General features: G+C 66.6%; 1 protein-coding gene. It reads left to right on the top strand.

What is annotated here, in order from left to right:
• Nucleotides 1–2 precede the first annotated feature (2 nt).
• Nucleotides 3–21,281, top strand: coding sequence for a BapA/Bap/LapF family large adhesin (locus ACI2KG_RS16650; protein WP_404662604.1), 21,279 nt, complete (start codon nucleotides 3–5; stop codon nucleotides 21,279–21,281).
• Nucleotides 21,282–21,312: the final 31 nt, after the last annotated feature.

The following is a 21,312-nucleotide window of genomic DNA, read 5'->3' as shown; positions in this document are numbered from 1 at the left end:
CCATGGAAAACATCGTCGTCGCCGATAAGCAAACCGAAGTCGCCACTCAGAGCGCCTGGGGCAACATCAACCTGAAAGGCCCAGGCGTCGTACAGATGCCGGTAGCCCCCGACCAGATCGCCACGGTCACCCAGCGTGGGCAAGACTTGATCGTCACCCTGAAGTCTGGGGAAAAAGTCACCATTGGCAATTTCTTTGCCGTGGACCAGGCCGGGGTCGGCAGCGACATCGTCTTCGTCGGCGAAGACGGCACTCTGTGGCACGCCCAGTACGATGCAGCGGCGTTCACCGGTTTCACTTTTGAGGACGTGGCCTCGCTGGACGAGCTGGTTGCCGGTATCGGTACCGCCGGTAGCGCCATGCCAACCTGGGCAATTGCCGGGCTCAGCCTGCTCGGTATCGGCGGTGCAGCGGCGGCGGCGGACGGCGGCGGAGGCGGTGGCAGCAGTGGTGGCGCGGACCCGGACACCACCGCACCGGCCACACCGATCGACCTGCTGGTGTCACCAGATGGCCTGCGCCTGACCGGCCGTGGCGAAGCAGGCACCACGGTAAATATCCGTGACGCCGCCGGCAACATCATCGGCAGCGGCACCGTGGCGGCCGATGGCAGCTTCGACGTGGCGCTGAACCCGCCGCAGGCCAACGGCGAGCAACTTGAAGTCACCCTGACCGATGGCGCCGGCAATGTCTCGGCGCCTGGCACTGTCACCGCACCGGACATCGACACCCCCGACACCACCGCCCCTGAGCAACCGACCGACCTGGCCTTGGCCAACGGTGTAACCCTCTCCGGTCGCGGCGAACCGGGCGCTACCGTGCAGGTGCGCGATGCTGCCGGCAACCTGATTGGCAGCGGCGTGGTCAACGCCGACGGCAGCTTCAGCCTCACCCTGGCCCCGGCCCAGGCCAATGGTGAGCACCTGGATATCCGCCAGGTGGATGCCGCCGGCAACAGCTCGATCCCGCTGGAATTCACAGCCCCGGACATCACCCCGCCCGATGCCGTTACCAATATTCTGGTCGGCCCAGGGGGGGCAGCGCTGAGCGGTCGTGGCGAACCGGGTGCCACCGTCGAAGTGCGCGATGCCAACGGCAACGTGATCGGCACTGGCGTGGTGAGTGCCAATGGCACCTTCCTGGTCAACCTTGACCCTGCCGTGCAGTCGGGCGAGCACCTGAGCCTGGTGCAAACCGACCCGAGCGGGAACGTTTCGCCGGCGACCGAATACGATGTACCGCTGACCGGCACCCTGGACAGCCCGAGTAACCTCGCCATCGATGCCGACGGCACTACCCTCACCGGTACTGCGCCAGCCGGCAGCCGCGTGGAAGTGCATGACGCCAACGGCACCCTGATCGGTAGCGGTATTGCCAATGCCGACGGCAGCTTCAGCATCGAACTGAACCCTGCGCAGGCCAACGGCGAACTGCTGGACGTGGTCGCCATCGATGACGGCGGCGTATCTTCGCTACCTGCTCAGATCACCGCTCCGGACATCACCGCCCCTGCCGCACCGACCGAACTGGCCGTCAGCGCTGACGGTACTGTGCTGACCGGCCGTGCCGAACCTGGCAGCACCGTGCGCATCGTTGGTGCCGACGGTACTGAGCTTGGCACTGCGGTAGTGGGTGCCACCGGTGTCTTCAGCATTACCCTCGATCCGCCCCAAGTGGACGGCGAGGTAGTGCAAGCCACTGCATCCGATGCCGCTGGCAACACCTCTACCGCCAGCTCGGTCACCGCACCGGATATCGATGGTGGTGATACCACGCCACCCGATGCCCCTGTTGATCTAGTGATCGGTCTGGCCGGCAGCCAGCTCAGTGGCCGCGGTGAGGCCGGTACCACGGTGCAAGTGCGCGACGCCGCAGGCAATATCCTGGCAACCGGCACCGTCGGCGCCGATGGCACCTTCGCTGTAACCCTCGACCCAGCCGTGAAAGACGGCAGCATCCTGCAAGTAACCCTTACGGATGCCGCTGGCAACGTATCGCAGCCAGGCTCGGTGACTTCGGCCGACTTGCTGCCACCTGAACAACCAACCGAACTGGCCCTGGCAGACGGCGTGACCTTCACCGGTCGCGGCGAACCTGGCGCCACCGTGCAGGTACGTGACGCTGCCGGTAACCTGATCGGTTCTGGCGTGGTCAATGAAGACGGCAGCTTCAGCCTGACCTTGTCCCCTGCCCAAGCCAACGGCGAAGCGTTGGATGTGCGCCAAGTCGATGCGGCCGGCAATACCTCGACACCACTGCAGTTCGATGCACCAGACATCACCCCGCCAGACGCCGTGAGCAACATAGTCGTCGGTGCCGGTGGCCTGGCCCTGAGCGGCCGCGGCGAGCCCGGTGCCACCGTCGAAGTACGTGATGCCGATGGCAATGTGATCGGTACTGGCGTGGTCGGTGCCAATGGCACCTTCCTGATCGACCTCGACCCGGCCGCACAACCAGGTGACCAACTGAGCCTGGTGCAGACCGATCCAAGCGGCAACGCTTCGGCAGCCTTTGAATACGACGTACCGCTGACCACAGTACCCGACAGCCCGAGCAACCTGCTAATCGACGCTGATGGCACCACCCTCACCGGTACTGCACCGGCCGGCAGCCGCGTGGAAGTCCACGATGCCAACGGCACCCTGATCGGCAGCGCTATCGCCAACGCCGATGGCAGCTTCAGCATCGAACTTAACCCTGCCCAGGCCAACGGCGAACTGCTGGACGTGGTCGCCATCGATGACGGCGGCGTTTCCTCGCTGCCTGCCCAGATCACCGCTCCGGACATCACCGCCCCTGCCGCGCCAACCGAACTGGCCGTCAGCGCTGACGGTACTGTGCTGACCGGCCGTGCCGAACCTGGCAGCACCGTGCGTATCATCGGCGCTGATGGCACCGAACTGGGCACTGCCGTTGTCGGCGCCACCGGCGTATTCAGCATTACCCTCAATCCGCCTCAAGTAGACGGCGAGGTACTGCAAGCCACTGCGTCCGATGCCGCCGGCAATACCTCTACCGCCAGCTCGGTCACCGCACCGGATATCGATGGTGGTGATACCACGCCACCCGATGCCCCTGTTGATCTGGTGATCGGCCTGGCCGGCAGTCAACTGAGCGGCCGCGGTGAAGCCGGTACCACGGTGCAAGTGCGTGACGCCGCAGGCAACATCCTGGCAACTGGCACCGTCGGCGCCGATGGCACCTTTGCTGTCACCCTGGACCCTGCCGTAAAAGACGGCAGCACCCTGGAAGTTACCCTCACCGATGTCGCTGGCAACGTGTCTGAGCCTGGCTCGGTCGCCTCAACCGATCTGCTGCCGCCAGCCCAGCCCACCGAACTGGCCTTGGCCGATGGCGTGACCTTCACCGGTCGCGGCGAACCGGGCGCTACCGTGCAGGTACGTGATGCCGCCGGCACCCTGATCGGCACCGGCATTGTCGGCGCCGACGGGCTGTTCAGCCTCACCCTGTCCCCTGCCCAAGCCAATGGCGAAGCGCTGGACGTGCGTCTGGTCGACGCTGCCGGCAATACCTCGGCACCGCTGCAATTCGATGCGCCGGACATCACCCCGCCAGACGCCGTGAGCAACATCGTCGTCGGCGCGGGTGGCCTGGCCCTGAGTGGCCGTGGCGAACCGGGTGCCACTGTCGAAGTGCTTGACGCCGATGGCACTGTGATCGGGACTGGCGTAGTCGGTGCCAACGGCACCTTCCTCATCGACCTCGACCCGGCTGCTCAACCTGGCGACCAGTTGAGCCTGGTCCAGACCGACCCAAGCGGCAACGCGTCCGTGGCCGTCGAGTACGACATCCCATTGACCACCGCGCCCGACAGCCCGAGCAACCTGGCCATCGATGCCGACGGCACCACCCTCACCGGTACTGCACCAGCCGGCAGCCGCGTAGAAGTCCATGACACCAACGGTGTCCTGATCGGCAGTGCCATTGCCAATACCGACGGCAGTTTCAGCATCGAACTGAACCCACCTCAGGCCAACGGCGAACTACTGGACGTGGTCGCCATCGATGACGGCGGCGTCTCTTCGCTGCCGGCACAAATCAACGCGCCGGATATCACCGCGCCTGCCGCACCAAGCGAGCTGGCGGTCAGCGCTGACGGCAGCGTCATCACCGGCCGTGCCGAACCCGGCAGCACCGTGCGCATCGTCGCGGCCGATGGCACCGAACTGGGCAGCGCCGTGGTTGGCCCGACCGGCGTATTCAGCATCGCCCTCGCCCCACCGCAAGTCGACGGTGAGGTGCTGCAAGCCGCGGCAACCGATGCCGCGGGCAACACATCGCCCACCAGCGTGGTGACCGCACCGGACATCGACGGTGTTGATACCACGCCACCCGCAGCCCCGACCGACCTGGTCATCGGCCTGGCCGGCCAGCAGCTGAGCGGCCGTGGCGAGCCAGGCACGACCGTGCAGGTACGCGATGCCGCCGGTAACGTACTGGCCACCGGCACCGTTGCGGCAGATGGCAGCTTTGCCATCAACCTCGACCCGCCCGTGAACGACGGCAGTGCCTTGCAAGTCACCCTCACCGACGCCGCCGGCAACGTTTCGCAGCCAGGTTCGGTCGCTTCGCCAGACTTGCTGCCACCTGAACAACCAACCGAACTGGCCCTGGCAGACGGCGTGACCTTCACCGGTCGCGGCGAACCGGGCGCTACCGTGCAGGTACGTGATGCCGCCGGCACGGTCATCGGCACGGGCGTGGTGAATGAAGACGGCACCTTCAGCCTGACGCTCACCCCTGCCCAGGCCAATGGCGAAGCGCTGGACGTGCGCCTGGTCGACGCTGCCGGCAACACCTCGGCACCGCTGCAATTCGACGCACCAGACATCACCCCGCCTGACGCCGTGAGCAACATCGTCGTCGGCGCCGGTGGCCTGGCCCTGAGCGGCCGTGGGGAACCGGGTGCGACCGTTGAAGTGCGTGACGCCGATGGCAACGTGATCGGCACCGGCGTGGTCGGTGCCAACGGTACCTTCCTGATCGACCTGGATCCGGCGGCTGAACCTGGCGACCCACTGAGCCTGGTGCAGACCGACCCGAGCGGCAATGCCTCGGTCGCCCTGGAGTACGACGTTCCGCTGACCACGGCCCCGGACAGCCCAAGCAACCTGCTCATCGATGCCGACGGCACCACCCTGACCGGTAGCGCACCGGCAGGCAGCCGCGTGGAAGTGCACGATGCCAACGGCACCCTGATCGGCAGCGCCATCGCCAATGCCGACGGCAGCTTCAGCATCGAGCTGAACCCTGCCCAGGCCAACGGCGAGCTGCTGGACGTGGTGGCCATCGATGACGGCGGTGTTTCCTCGCTGCCTGCCCAGATCACTGCACCTGATATCACCGCACCTGCTGCCCCCACCGAATTGGCCGTCAGCGCTGACGGCACTGTGGTCACCGGCCGCGCCGAGCCGGGCAGCACGGTGCGCATCCTCGCTGCGGACGGCACCGAGCTGGGCAGCGCCGTGGTCGGTGCGACCGGCGCGTTCAGCATCGACCTCAACCCGGCACAAGTGGATGGCGAAGTGCTGCAAGCCACGGCCACCGATGCCGCAGGCAATACCTCGGTGGCCAGTTCGGTCACCGCGCCGGACATCGACGGCGGCGATACCACGCCACCAGAAGCCCCGACCGATCTGCTCATCGGCCTGGCCGGCAGCCAACTCAGCGGCCGCGGCGAAGTCGGCAGCACCGTGCAGGTGCGCGACGCTGCCGGCAACATCATCGCCAGCGGTACCGTCGGTGCAGATGGCACCTTCGCCGTCACCCTGGACCCTGCCGTGAAAGACGGCAGTACCCTGCAAGTCACCCTCACCGACGCCGCCGGCAACGTTTCGCAGCCAGGTTCGGTCGCTTCGCCAGACTTGCTGCCCCCTGCCCAACCCAGCGAACTGGCCCTGGCCGACGGCGTGACCTTCAGCGGTCGCGGCGAACCGGGCGCCACCGTGCAGGTGCGCAACGCCGCCGGCACCGTTCTCGGCAGCGGCCTGGTCGGTGCCGATGGCCTGTTCAGCATCACCCTCGCCCCGGCGCAGGCCAACGGCGAAGCGCTGGACGTACGCCTGGTGGATGCCGCCGGCAACAGCTCCGCACCGCTGCAATTCAACGCCCCGGACATTACCCCGCCAGATGCCGTTAGCGACATTCTGGTCGGTGCGGGCGGCACAACCCTGAGTGGCCAAGGCGAAGCCGGTGCCTCTGTGGAGGTGCGCGATGCCGATGGCAACTTGTTGGGCCGTGGCGCAGTCACCGCCAACGGCACCTTCGTGATCAACCTCGACCCGGCCGCACAGCCCGGCGACCAGCTGACGCTGTTGCAGGTGGACCCAAGCGGCAACGCGTCGGTGGCCATCGAATACGATGTGCCGCTGACTACCGCCCCCGTCAGCCCGAGCGGGCTGACCATCGATGCCGATGGCACGACCCTCACCGGTACTGCACCAGCCGGCAGCCGCGTGGAAGTTCACGATGCCAGCGGCGCATTGATCGGCAGTGCCACCGCCAACGCCGACGGCAGCTTCAGCATCGAACTCAACCCTGCCCAAGCCAACGGTGAGCTGCTGAACGTAGTGGCTATCGATGCCGATGGTGTTTCCTCTACCCCGTCGCAGATCACCGCGCCCGACATCACCGCCCCGGTCGCGCCTAGCGAGCTGGCGGTCAGCGCGGACGGCAGCGTCATCACCGGCCGCGCCGAGCCCGGCAGCACCGTGCGCATCGTCGCCGCCGACGGCAGCGAACTGGGCACTGTCGTGGTCGGCCCGACCGGCGCGTTCAGCATCGACCTCAACCCAGCACAGATCGACGGTGAAGTACTGCAAGCCACCGCCACCGATGCCGCTGGCAATACCTCACCGACCAGTGCGGTCACTGCGCCAGACCTCGACGGTGTCGATACCACACCGCCAACAGCGCCTACCGACCTGGTCATTGGCCTGGCCGGCGGCCAACTGAGCGGGCGCGGCGAGCCTGGCGCCAACGTAGAAGTGCGTGATGCGGCGGGCAATGTGCTGGCCACCGGCACCGTGGGTGCAGACGGCAGCTTCGCCATCACCCTGGACCCGGCCGTGAACGACGGCACTGCCCTGCAAGTCACTCTGACCGATGCCGCCGGCAACGTTTCGCAGCCTGGCTCGGTCACCTCGCCAGACCTGCAAGCGCCTGCGCAGCCTACCGAGCTGGTGCTGCTCAATGGCGTCACCTTCAACGGCCGCGGCGAACCGGGTGCCACCGTACAGGTACGCGATGCCGCCGGTGCCGTGATCGGTACCACCATCGTCGGTGCCGACGGGCTGTTCAGCCTGTCCCTGTCGCCTGCCCAGGCCAATGGCGAGGCGCTGGATGTGCGCCTGGTGGATGCCGCTGGCAACAGCTCGACGCCACTGGAATTCACCGCCCCGGACATCACCCCACCGACCGCCGTCAGCAACATCGTGGTCGGCGGCGACGGCCTGGTCCTGAGTGGTCGCGGTGAAGCCGGCGCCACCGTTGAAGTACGCGATGCCAATGGCACCGTGATCGGCAGTGGTGTGGTCGCAGCCAACGGCACCTTCCTCATCGACCTCGACCCAGCCGTGCAGCCTGGCGAGCAACTGAGCCTGGTGCAGACCGACCCGAGCGGCAATGCCTCCGAAGCACTGCAGTTCGAAGTACCAGTCACCACTGCCCCGGCCAGCCCGAGCGACCTGGTGGTTGCCGAAGACGGCAGCAGCATCAGCGGCACCGCGCCTGCTGGTACCCGCGTGGAAGTGCGTGACGCCAATGGCGCATTGGTTGGCAGTGTCGTCGCAGGTGCCGATGGCAGCTTCACCGTCACCCTCGACCCGGCCCAGGCCAATGGCGAACTGCTGGATGTGGTGGCCATCGACGGCAACGGCGCCTCGTCGCTGCCAGTACAAGTGACCGCGCCGGACATCACCCCACCGGTCGCCCCAAGCGAGCTGGTCATCAATGGTGACGGCAGCGTGGTCACCGGCCGCGCCGAAGCGGGCAGCACCGTACGCGTGCTGGCCGCCGACGGCACCACCGTGCTCGGCAGCGTGGTGGTGGGTGCCACCGGCAGCTTCAGCATCACGCTCGACCCGCCACAAGTGAACGGCGAGGTGTTGCAAGTCACCGCCACCGATGCCGCCGGCAATGCTTCCACAGCCGGCAACGTCACCGCACCGGACATCGACGGCGGCGATACCACGCCACCGGAAGCCCCGACCGGCCTGCTAATCAATGCTGCCGGCAGCCAGCTGAGCGGTCGTGGCGAGGCAGGTGCCACTGTCCAGGTACGTGACGGCGCAGGCAATGTGATTGCCGATGGTTCGGTCAACCCGGATGGCACCTTCACCCTCACCTTGAGCCCGGCCATCACCGATGGCAGCGCCCTGCAAGTGACCCTGACCGATGCCGCCGGCAACGTTTCGCAACCTGGCTCGGTCAATACGCCAGACCTGCAGGCCCCGGCACAACCGACCGAACTGGCCCTGGTCGATGGCGTCACCTTCACCGGCCGCGGCGAACCTGGCGCCACCGTGCAGGTTCGCGATGCCACTGGCACCGTGATCGGCACCAGCCTGGTCAACCCGGACGGCACCTTCAGCGTCACCCTGTTCCCGGCCCAGGCCAACGGTGAAGCGCTGGACATCCGCGTGGTGGACGCCGCCGGCAACAGCTCGACGCCGCTGGAGTTCACCGCGCCCGACACCACGCCGCCAACCCTGGTCAGCAATATCGTGGTCGGCGCCGATGGCCTGGCCCTGAGTGGCCGTGGCGAAGCCGGTGCAACCGTAGAAGTACGTGATGCCAACGGCGACGTAATCGGCACCGGCGTGGTCGCGGCCAACGGTAGCTTCCTGATCGACCTCGACCCTGCCGCACAACCGGGGGCTCAGTTGAGCCTGGTGCAGACCGACCCGAGCGGCAATGCCTCTGAGGCGCTGCAATATGAAGTCCCGATCACTGCCACCCCGGCCAGCCCAAGCGACCTGGTAGTGGCGCCAGACGGTGCCAACATCACCGGTACCGCCCCGGTCGGCAGCCGTGTGGAAGTCCACGATGCCAACGGCACGCTGGTGGGCAGCGTGGTGGTAGGCGCCGAAGGCACCTTCACCGTCATCCTCAACCCGGCCCAGGCCAACGGCGAACAGCTGGAGGTGGTGGCCATCAATGGCAGCGGCGCGTCGTCGCTGCCGGTACAAATCACTGCACCGGACATCACCCCACCGGTTGCCCCGAGCGAGCTGGTGATCAATGCCGATGGCAGCGTGGTCACCGGCCGCGCCGAAGTCGGCAGTACCGTACGCGTGCTGGCCGCCGATGGCACCACCGTGCTCGGCAGCGTGGTGGTTGGCGCTACCGGCAGCTTCAGCATCACCCTCGAGCCGGCGCAGGTGAACGGTGAGGTACTGCAAGTCACCGCCACCGACACCGCCGGCAACGCTTCTACCGTTGGCAGCATCACCGCACCGGACATCGACGGTGGCGACACCACGCCACCGGACGCCGCCAGCAACCTGGTCGTCGGCCTGGCCGGCGCCCAGCTCAGCGGCCGCGGCGAAGCCGGTGCCAGCGTGCAGGTGCGCGACGCCCAGGGCAACGTGCTGGCCAACGGCACGGTCAACCCGGACGGCACCTTCCAGGTCACCCTCGAGCCGGCAGTCAAGGACGGCAGCACCTTGCAAGTGGTGCTGACCGATGCCGCCGGCAACATCTCTGAACCCGCATCGGTGGTTACCCCGGACCTGCAGGCGCCCACCCAGCCGACCGGCCTGGACCTGGCCGACGGCGTTACCCTGACCGGTAGCGGCGAGCCGGGTGCCACCGTGCAGGTACGCGATGCTGCGGGCACCGTGATCGGCACCGGCGTGGTCAACGAAGAAGGCAGCTTCAGCGTTACCCTGTCGCCGGCCCAGGCCAACGGCGAAGTACTCGACATCCGCCTGGTCGATACCGCTGGCAACGTCTCCACCCCACTGGAGTTCGAGGCCCCGGACATCACCCCGCCTGCCGTGGTCAGCAATATCGTGGTCGGCGCCGATGGCCTGACCCTGAGCGGCCGCGGCGAAGCCGGTACCACCGTCGAAGTGCGTGACGCCAACGGCACGCTGATCGGCAGCGGCACGGTGACCGAAAACGGCACCTTCCTGCTTGACCTCGACCCGGCCGCGTTGCCAGGCGAGCGCGTGAGCCTGGTACAGACCGACCCAAGCGGCAATGCCTCCGAGGCCCTGACCTACGACGTGCCACTGGTGGTCACGCCAACCAGCCCGAGCGGCCTGGTGGTGGCCGAAGATGGCGCCAGCATCAGCGGCTCGGCCCCGGCCGGCAGCCGCGTGGAAGTGCATGATGCCAACGGTACGCTGGTCGGCAGCATCGTGGTCGGTGCCGAAGGCACCTTCACCGTGGTGCTCGACCCGGCCCAGGCCAATGGCGAACTGTTGGACGTGGTCGCCATCGACGGCAACGGCGCCTCGTCGCTGCCAGTACAAGTCACCGCGCCGGACATCACTGCACCTGTGGCGCCAAGCGAACTGACCATCGCGGCCGACGGCACCGTGGTCAGCGGCCGTGCCGAAGCGGGCAGCACCGTGCGTGTGCTGGCGGCCGATGGCACTACCGTGCTGGGCGAAGTGGTGGTGGGCGCCAGCGGTGCCTTCGAAATCACCCTCACCCCACCGCAAGTGGCGGGCGAACAGCTGCAAGTCACCGCCACCGATGAGGCCGGCAATGCCTCGCAGGCCGGCAGCATCACCGCACCGATCGTCGACAACGGTGGGGATACCACGCCACCGGAGCCAGCCAGCGAACTGGTGATCAGCAACGACGGGCGTACTGTCTCGGGCCGCGGCGAAGTGGGCGCGACTGTGGAAGTGCGCAACGACCAGGGCGATGTATTGGTCAGCGGCACTGTGCAGCCGGACGGCAGCTTCAACGTCACGCTGCCGACCCCGGTGGTAGACGGCTCATCGCTGCAGGTGACCCTGACCGATGCCGCCGGCAACGTGTCCACGCCAAGCCCGCTGACCGCGCCGGACCAGATAGCGCCGCTGCAACCTACAGGCCTGGTGCTTACCGATGGCGACAGCCTGACCGGCAACGCCGAAGCAGGCGCGAGGGTTGAAGTACGCGATGCTTCGGGCAACCTGATTGGCAGCACGCTTGTCGAGCCAGACGGTACCTTCGCGATCGTTCTCGACCCGCCTCAGGCAAACGGCGAGACGCTGTCGCTCACCGTCACCGATGCGGCGGGCAACACATCGGTGCCACTGAGCTACGCGGCACCTGACATCACCGACCCGGAAATCATCACCGACGTGGTGGCTGCGGCGGGCAGCGTGGCCGTGTCCGGGCGCGGCGAGGCCGGTGCTACCGTGGAGGTACGCGACGGCAACGGCGCCGTGATCGGGACGGGTACCGTGGCGCCAAACGGCACATTCGTGGTGGACCTCGACGCGCCGCTCATCGCAGGCGAGGACATCGTGCTGGTGCAGACCGACGCCGCCGGCAACAGCTCGACGGGGGTCAGCGTGGTGGTGTCCGACGCCCCTCTGCCAGACAGCCCGACTGAAGTGGTGGTGGCAGCAGACGGTTCGTCAATCAGCGGTACGGCGCCAGCCGGCACGCTAGTCGAGGTACGTGACGCCCAAGGTACTGTTGTGGGCAGCGCGCAGGTGGGACCGGACGGCAGCTTCGACATCGGCTTGACGCCCGTCCAGGCCAACGGTGAAACGCTTGACGTGGTCGCCATCGACACCGACGGCAACAGCTCGTTGCCTGCCCAGGTAACCGCTCCGGATATCACAGCACCCAACGAAGCGACCGAACTGCTGCTCAACAGTGACGGCACTGTGCTGACTGGCCGCGGCGAGCCGGGGGCTATCGTGCAGGTCACCGATCTGCAGGGCAATGTACTGGGGAATACGCAGATTGGCGCCGACGGCGTGATCAGCGTGCAGCTCTCGCCGCCACAAACCAATGGCCAGATCCTGGATGTAGTGTTGCGTGATGCCGCGGGCAACAGTTCGACTGCTACGGTTACCGCACCTGACCTGGACGGCCCGCTGCAACCTTCTGCCCTTGCCATCGACACGGCGGGCATCCATCTCACCGGCCAAGGCCAAAGCGGCTCTATCGTTACCGTGCGCGATGCCGATGGCAATGTGTTGGGCACCGCCACGGTCGGCGCTGACGGGCGCTTCGACGTCACGCTCAACGCACCGCAGCGCAATGGCGAGAACCTGACCGTAGAGGCCACCGACAACCTGGGCAACAGTGCCGGGCCTGTCGATTTCACCGCACCTGACAGCACACCACCGCAGGTGGTGGGTACCCCTGCCATTGATGCCGACGGTACCACGGTGACCGGCAGCGGCGAACCGGGCGCAACCGTTACCGTGCGCGGCCCGGACGGCGGCGTGCTGGGAAGTGTCGTGGTCGGCCCGGAGGGGGCGTTCGAGATCACGCTCGCCCCGGCGCAGACCAATGGCCAGGCTTTGACCATCGAACAGCGCGACCCGGCCGGCAACGTGTCCGAGGCCGTGGACCTGGCGGCACCCGACAACGATGCGCCGGCCACGCCAGGTGGCCTCACGCTGTCTGCCGACGGCACAGCGCTAAGCGGTACCGGCGAGCCAGGTGCGCAGGTGACTGTCAGCGCTACTGGCGGAGCCGTGCTGGGTACGGCCACCGTGCAGGCCGACGGCACCTTCAGCGTGGCGATCGACCCACCACAACTCAATGGCCAGACCCTGTCCGTGGTTCAGGCAGATGTCACCGGCAACACCTCACTGCCTGACACAGTGACTGCTCCGGATCTGGAAGCGCCGCTGGCAGCGCAAGGTATTGGCCTGGACGCCACCGGTACACTGCTGACTGGCCAAGGCGAGGCTGGCACTACGGTTGAAGTGCGCAACGGTGCCGGCGAACTGCTCGGCAGCATTTTGGTAGAGGCGGACGGCACCTTCGAAGTGCCGCTGTTCCCTGCCCAGACCAACGGCGAAGTGCTGTCTGTGGTGCTGATCGACGGTGAAGGTAATGCCTCGCCGTCAGCGGCCTTCACCGCCGATGACACCACGCCCCCGGCCACTGCAGCAGGCCTCACCATCACACCGGGCGGCAATGCCATCCAGGGTGCCGGCGAGCCGGGTTCCACCGTCGAAGTGCGCAGTGCAAATGGTGACGTGCTAGGCAGCGTAGTGGTACCGGCCGGTGGCAACTTCACCGTGCCGCTGGCGCCTGCACAGCTGGACGGCCAGGCACTGGATGTGGTGCTGATCGACGCGGCGGGCAACGAGTCACCGCCTGCGCAGGTCACTGCACCCGATATCACGCCACCGGCACTCCCCACCGAGGTGGCCGTCAGCGAAGACGGCACCACCGTGACCGGTAACGCACCGGGCGCAGAAACGGTCACTGTACGCGACGGCACCGGGGCTGAAGTCACCGTGCCCGTCGAGGCCGATGGCAGTTTCACCGTGACGCTGCCTAACGAGCAGCTCAATGGCGAAACCGTGACGGTAGTGGTGACCGACCCGGCCGGCAACAGCTCGGCGCCGATCAGCGTCACCGCGCCGGACAGCACCGAGCCGGAGCCGGCAACCGGCGTGGTAGTCAGCCCGGACGGCGGCACCGTCGGCGGCAGCGCCGAACCCGGCAGTACGGTGGTCATCCGTAACCCGGACGGCAGCGATAGAGGCACTGAAACCACTGGGCCGGACGGCACGTTCGTAGTACCGGCCAGCCCACCCTTGGCTGCGGGTGAAACCGTCACCGTGGTGGTGATCGACCCGGCGGGCAATGAGTCTACCGGTGTGCCATTGACGGGCCCGGACGGCACCGAGGTGGCTACGCCTTCGGCGCTCGCCATCAGTGCCGACGGCTTCCTGCTGACCGGCCAGGGCACGGTCGGTACGCTGATTACCGTCACCTCTGGCGGCACCACGCTGGGCACCGCAACTGTAGGCAGTGACGGTATCTTCCGCGTGTTCTTCCAGAACGCTCAGCTCAATGCGCAAACGCTGCAGGTCAGTGCACGGGCCACTGTCGACGGCCAGCCGTCGGTACCGGCCACGGTCGTGGCCAACGACACCACGGCACCGGATGCGCCCACCGGCGTCACCATCGACAGCACAGGCGGTACGCTTATCGGCCAAGGCGAGGTTGGTGCCACCGTCAGCGTCACAGACACCTTGGGCAATGTCCTGGGCAGCGCCACGGTCGGCAGCAACGGCCTGTTCACCGTCAACTTCTCGCCCGCCGTGGCCAATGGCCAGAATCTCATCGTCACCCAGGCCGATGCAGCCGGTAACGTGTCGCTCGCCGCCACGTTGCCGGCGCCAGACCTGCAAGCGCCACTGGCAGCCACTAACCTGAGCCTGAACAACGCGGCCACGGTGCTCAGCGGCCAAGGTGAAGCGGGTGCCACCGTGACCGTTCGCGATGCCGGCGGCACCGTGCTGGCCACCGGCACGGTGAACCAGAGCGGGCAGTTCCAGATAACCTTGCCGAGCGCCCAGACCAATGGCAGCGCGCTGCAGGTGACCCTCAGCGATGCGGCAGGCAATGTGTCCGGACCAACTGACGTGATCACGCCAGACCGTACACCACCGGCCGCCGTGAGCAACCCGCTGCTGAGCCAGGACGGTCGGCAGCTGTCGGGTGGTGGCGAGCCTGGGGCAACTGTCCAGGTACGCAATGCATCCGGCGCCGTGCTGGGCAGCGCCACCGTAGGCGCTGACGGGCGCTTCACCGTGGTCTTCGATACCCCGCAGGCCAACGGCCAGGCGATCGGCGTGACGCAGGTCGACGCCGCCGGCAATACCTCCACGGCGGTCAACGTCATTACACCGGACCTGACCGCGCCCACCGCGCTGAGCAATGTGGTGCTGAACAACAACGGCCTGACCCTGACCGGCCTCGGCGAAGCCGGCGCCACGGTAACCGTTCGTGGCCCGGATGGGACAATAATCGGCACCGGCCTGGTGGCCGCCAATGGCAGCTTCACCCTGGCCCTGGACAACCCGCAGCTCAACGCTCAGCGCCTGAGCGTGACCCAGACGGATGCTGGCAACAACACCTCGGTCGCGGTTGCAGTCATCGCACCGGACTTTACCCCGCCGGCCGCGCCAAGTGATCTGTCGCTTGCCACTACCGGGCTGCAGTTGACCGGGAATGCCGAAGCGGGAAGTACGGTCATCGTGCGTGATGCCGCAGGTACGCTGCTGGGCACGGCAACAGCTGCCAGCAACGGCACTTTCCAGGTCACCTTGAACGCTGCGCAGACCAACGGCCAGGTGCTGCAGGTAACAGCGACCGACGCCGCCGGCAACGTGTCGGTTGCCGCACCTTACACCGCAGCCGATACCACGCCGCCTGCAGCCGTGCTCAACCTGGCGGTTGCTCCGGACGGCGCGAGCCTGATGGGCAACGGCGAGGCGGGTGCTACCGTCACCGTACGCGCCGCCGACGGCACAGCGCTGGGTACCGCCGTGGTCGGTGCGGACGGCCGCTTCAGCGTGACCTTGTCGCCTGCAGCAGCTACCGGCGACACCCTGAGCGTGGTTCAGGCTGACGCCGCGCAGAACGTCTCGGCAGAACAGCAAGTAACGGCGCCGGGTGTACTGGCACCGGCAACGCCGGGCAACCTGGCGCTGGCCGACGATGGCCTGTCGGTCAGCGGTACTGCCGCGAGCGGCACCACGGTCAATGTCTACGGCCCCGATGGTACGCTGCTTGGCAGTACCCCGGTTGCTAGCGACGGCACCTTCACCGTCAACCTGGGCAATGCCCAGGCCAACGGTGAGGTGTTGCTGGTAAGCGCTACCGGCTCGGACGGCGCCGTTTCGATGCCGGCTACCTTGCAGGCACCCGACACCACCGCACCGCAACCGCTGACCAACCTGGTGCTGTCCGGCGATGGCCTGGTGCTTACCGGCCGCGGTGAGGCCGGGGCTACGGTTACGGTCATCGGTGAAGGGGGCGTCGACCTGGGTACCGCGCTGGTAGATGCCAGCGGCAACTTCAGCGTCGATCTCGCCGCCGCCCAGCTCAACGGCGAACAACTGAGCGCCAGCCAGGCGGATGCTGCCGGCAACGAGTCCAATAGCGTGGGCATCACCGCGCCTGACCGCGTTGCACCCGCCGCCGCTGACAACCTGGCGTTCAGCGGCGGGGGGAGCTTGCTCGATGGCACCGGCGAACCGGGCGCCACGGTCCGCGTGCTGGCCACCGATGGCAGCGTGCTGGGCAGCGGGACGGTGCGCGGCGACGGCACCTTCCAGGTCACCCTTGACGCACCGCAGGCGAATGGACAGCAAGTCATCGTGCTGCTCAGCGATGCAGCGGGCAACCAGTCCGACGGCAGCGCCATTACCGCGCCGGATACCACGCCACCGGTCGCCCTCACCGAGCTGGCCGTTTCCAGCGATGGCGTAACCCTGACCGGCCGCGGCGAGGCCGGCGCCCTGGTCACGGTAACCAACGCCGATGGCGATGAGCTGGGTGTGGCCGTGGTCGATGCCAGCGGTCACTTCACCGTTACCCTCGAACCGGCGCTGAGCAATGCCGAAGTGCTTACCCTGGTGCAGGCTGACGAGGCTGGCAACGTGTCGCCAGTGGCAACCTTGGTGACACCGGACTTCACACCACCCGCGCCACTCACCCTGGTCACCATCAACGCCGACGGCAGTGTGGTGATCGGCCAAGGCGAGGCAGGCGCTACCGTGACGGTCAGCAATGCTGCCGGCGTGGTGCTGGGTACTGGCAATGTACTGGCCGACGGCAGCTTCCGCATCGAGCTTTCGCCTGCGCAAATCAACAACGAGGTGCTGTCGGTACAACAGGCCGACCCACCCGGCAACCTCAGCGAACCTGTTACCGTCCAGGCGCCGGACCTCACCCCGCCTGTGGCGGCTACCGAGCTGCGGCTCAACGCCGACGGCAATTTGCTCGGCGGCCTCGGTGAAGCGGGTACCACGGTACGGGTCTACGTCGGCACCCAGTTGATTGGCACCAGCCAAGTGGGGCCGGATGGTGTGTTCACCGTTGCCTTGGACGCAGCGCAGCTCAACGGCCAGCAACTGCAGGTGACGCTGACCGACAGCAGCGACAACGTATCGCCGATCAGCACTGTCAACGCAGTGGACAGCACACCGCCTGAAGCGGTGGTCGCCACCATCAACGAGAGCGGCACGCAGCTCATCGGTACCGCAGAAGCGGGTACCCGGGTTACCGTGATCAACAGCAATGGCGACCTGGTCGGCGAAGTCGTGGCAGACCCTGACGGGACCTTCGTGGTAGACCTCGCCAACGCCCAGATCAACGGCGAGGTGCTCACCCTCATTGCCCAGGACGCCACCGGCAATCCGTCGCCAGCATTCCAGCTGACCGCACCAGACCTGACGCCTCCAGTGCAGCCGGGTAACCTGCTGCTCGATGCCGATGGCCTGGTACTGACCGGTACCGCCGAAGCAGGCTCGACCATCAGCGTGCGTGGCCCGGACGGCGCCGAAGTCGGCACCATCGAAGTCCCGGCCAACGGCGAATTCTCGGTCACGCTGGACCCTGCGCAAAACAACGGTCAGCTGCTTACCGTGGTCTCTACCGACGACGCGGGCAATGCTTCCGTGCCGGCAACACTGCAAACCGAGGACACCCTGCGCCCTGACCCTGTCGAAGACCTGGCGATCGACAATACCTTCACCATCATCACCGGCCGAGGTGAACCGGGGGCAACCGTCACCATCACCAAGAACAACACGGTGATCGGAACCGGCGAAGTCAGCGAGGCAGGTACCTTCCAGATCACCACGCAACCGGCTGCGGGCTCACTGGCAACCTTGAGCGTCACACAGACCGACGCGGCGGCAAACACTTCGGCAAGCGTGACCTATGTCACGCCGCTGGCAGCGCCTCCGGTTCCGCCAAGCAACGTGGTACTGGCCGAGAACGGCCTGACCTTGTCCGGTAACGCACCGTCGGGCACGGGTATCCGCGTCTACGATGCCGCGGGCAACCTTATCGCCACCGGTGGCGCCACCCTCAACGGCACCTTCAGCCTGCAACTGACCAGTGCGCAACTGAACGGGCAGCAACTGACCGTGACAGCCGTGGCACTGATAGGCGGGGAATCCCAGCCCACCTTCGTCACAGCGGCCGACATCACAGCGCCGAACGATCCGCTGGTCACTGCGCTGTCGACCAACGGGTTGATTTTGACCGGTACCGGTGAAGCAGGCGCGACGGTAACCGTGCGCGACGCCAGCAATGCCGTACTCGGCACTGGCGTGGTCAACGGTGCCGGCAACTTCAGCATCAACCTCAATGCCGCGCAGCTTAACGGCCAGGTGCTGGGGGTGACCCAGGCTGACGCTGCCGGCAATGTGTCCGGGCGCACCAGCTTCACCGCCACCGACGTACAGCCGCCCGCTGCCCCGACCAACCTGGTCATCAACGGCGCCGGTACTGTGCTCACCGGTAATGGCGAAGCGGGTGCAACGGTCACGGTGCAAGGCCCGAACGGCCAGGTCGGCACCGCACAGGTGCAAGCCGATGGCACCTTCAGCATTACCCTGACGTCACCGCAGAACGATGGCCAACTGCTGGTCGTACGCCAGGCGGATGCGGCAGGTAACCTCTCGGTCAGCACCAGCCTGAGCGCGCCCGATACCACGCCGCCCGCAGCGCCGGTAGCGGCCATCAATGCCAACGGCACGTCGGTTACCGGCACAGGCCAGGTGGGCAGTACCGTCACAGTGCGCAACAGTGCCGGCACCGTACTGGGTACCGCGACAGTGGGCACCAATGGCCTGTTCGTGGTCAGCCTGGCCGCAGCGCAAATTGACAACCAGGCGTTGACCGTGACCCTCACCGATGGCGCAGGCAACGTGTCGACCGGCACCGCGCTGACCGCGCCAGACCTCACCCCGCCAGCGGTCGCCGGTAGCCTGCAGTTCAATGCCGACGGAACCAGCCTGGCAGGTACTGGCGAACCGGGGGCCACGGTGACCGTACGCAGCGCCAACGGTACGGTGCTGCAGACCACCACCGTGCAGCCCAACGGCAGCTTCACCGTCGCGCTCAACCCAGCGCAGGACAACGGCCAGGTCCTGTCGGTAACCCTTACCGACCCGCGTGGCAACGTGTCGGGCAACGTCAACGTGACGGCGCCGGATGTGGACGCCAACGCGCCGGTCACCGCCAGCGACAACCTGGCCACGGCGGTGGTCAACCTGGCTCCGGTAGTGAGTACGCGCACTTATCAGGACGCGTTCACCACCTTGCTGTCCGGCTTCACCAAGACCTACACCTGGACCGTTGCAGCCGGCACCACGGTTGACCCGACCTTGACCCTGAACACCAGCAGCGCCCTGGCCCTGCTCGACAACACCACCTTCACCCTGCAAGTGAAAGACCTGGCTGGCAACTGGGTCACGCTGGCAACCGGTAGCAGCCAAGGCCTGCTTGACCTGGTCCTGTTGCCACTGGGCCAAGGCGTCCGCGTGGATATCGGCGATTTGCTGGCAGGCGAGTACCGCCTCACAGTCGGCAGCGGCGGTATCGGCCTGCTGACGACCGTGACCACTACGCTGGAGATTGAAACCACCAGCCTGACGCAGTTCACCGGCACCGGCACGGCCACTTCCGGCAACGTCATCAGCGACGTCGGCATCGATGGCACGACCGATGCCCGCGGGCCTGACAGCGAAGCTGTGCTGCAGGTACTCAAGGGCGGCAGCTACGTTGCAGCCGGCAGTGCAACCACGGTGCAGGGCCTGTATGGCACCCTGGTGATCCGCGGTGACGGCAGCTACACCTATACGCCTAACGGCAGCCCGAGCAGTGTCGGCAAGGTCGATGTGTTCAGCTATCAGCTGGTGCACCCGAACGGTAAATCCGACGCCGCCAACCTGTACGTGCGCATCGACAGCCCGCAGGCGACCGAGATCTGGAGCAATACCAACTATGCAGCGCCTGCCACCGTCGTGGATGCGGTGAATGACGTTGACAACACCAACATCAGCCTGGTGAACCTGGAGACCAGCAGCACGACCACTTATTCACCCCTTACCCTGCCACTGATCGGTAGCCGCTCGGCCACCTACACCACGAACGTGGCTGCAGGCACCACCTCGGACCTGCAAGTGGTGGTCAACTCCACCAACCTGCTGGGGCTGCTCAATGGCACCACTATCGAACTGCTCAAGCTGAACACGGCCACGGGGCAGTATGTAAGCGTGCAGACTGTGGGTGGCGGGTCGCTGATCAGCCTGCTGGGCGGCGGTGCCGGCTACACCTTCCAGGACCGCACCGCGGGCACCTACCAGGTGAAGGTCACGGCCGGTGGTATCGGCCTGGCCAGTTCGATCACCACCACCATCAATGCCACTGCCACGCACCTCAACGAGTTCGTGGTAGGCAGCTATACACCGGTTACCGGCAACTTGCTGACCGATACCGGGGGTGCCGACAACCTGGGCTCGGCGCTGACGGTGCTCAGCGTGCTGACTGCGGCCAACACCTACACCATCCCTGGCTACAACGGGGTGTATGTGGAGGGTGCCTACGGAACGCTGCTGGTGCGCGCCGATGGTAGCTACAGCTACACCCTCAACACAGGGCTCAGCTCAGCCGTGGTCGGCCAGCACGAAACCTTCACTTATGAGCTGACCCACCCTAACGGCACCACCGACACGGCGACGCTGACGATCAACCTGGACGGTGCGAGCGGTTTCACCGCCACCACCGCCCTGCTGGCTGACAGCAGTGACGAGGGTGTGGCATTGGCCAGCGTTGCCGCGGCAGCCAGCAGTGAACTCATCGCCGGCACCGACGGCAACGATCACCTGCTGGGCAGCCCGGGCGGGCACATCACCCTGGAAGGTGGCGCAGGCGACGATACCCTGGTGGTCGTCGACCAGAACTTCGCCAGCGTCGACGGCGGTACCGGCACCGACACCCTGCAATGGGGCGGCGGCGATGCCAGCATCGACCTGGGCAACCTGGTCGGTCGTGTACACGACATCGAAATCATCGACCTCAACGACACCAGCTCGGTGGCGCTTACCCTGAACCTGGCCGACGTGGTGGCCATCACCGAAACCGGCAACAACACATTGATCATCAAGGGGGATGAAAACGACTCGGTTCACATGACGGACAACTGGAGCCTGGTCGGGAACCAAACCGCCGACGGCATCGACTATAACCAATACACGGCCCAGGAGGATCCAAGCCACCAGCTCTGGGTGCAGAACGGTATCCACGTTGTCTGAGGCCGCTGCAAACCCGCCGGGCAAACGCCCG

The organism is Pseudomonas sp. NPDC089407, from assembly GCF_044900445.1.
In the GTDB taxonomy this organism is placed as follows: Bacteria; Pseudomonadota; Gammaproteobacteria; order Pseudomonadales; family Pseudomonadaceae; genus Aquipseudomonas.
Note: the sequence above shows the minus strand (reverse complement) of the source record. Positions and strands in the feature narration are given on the sequence as shown.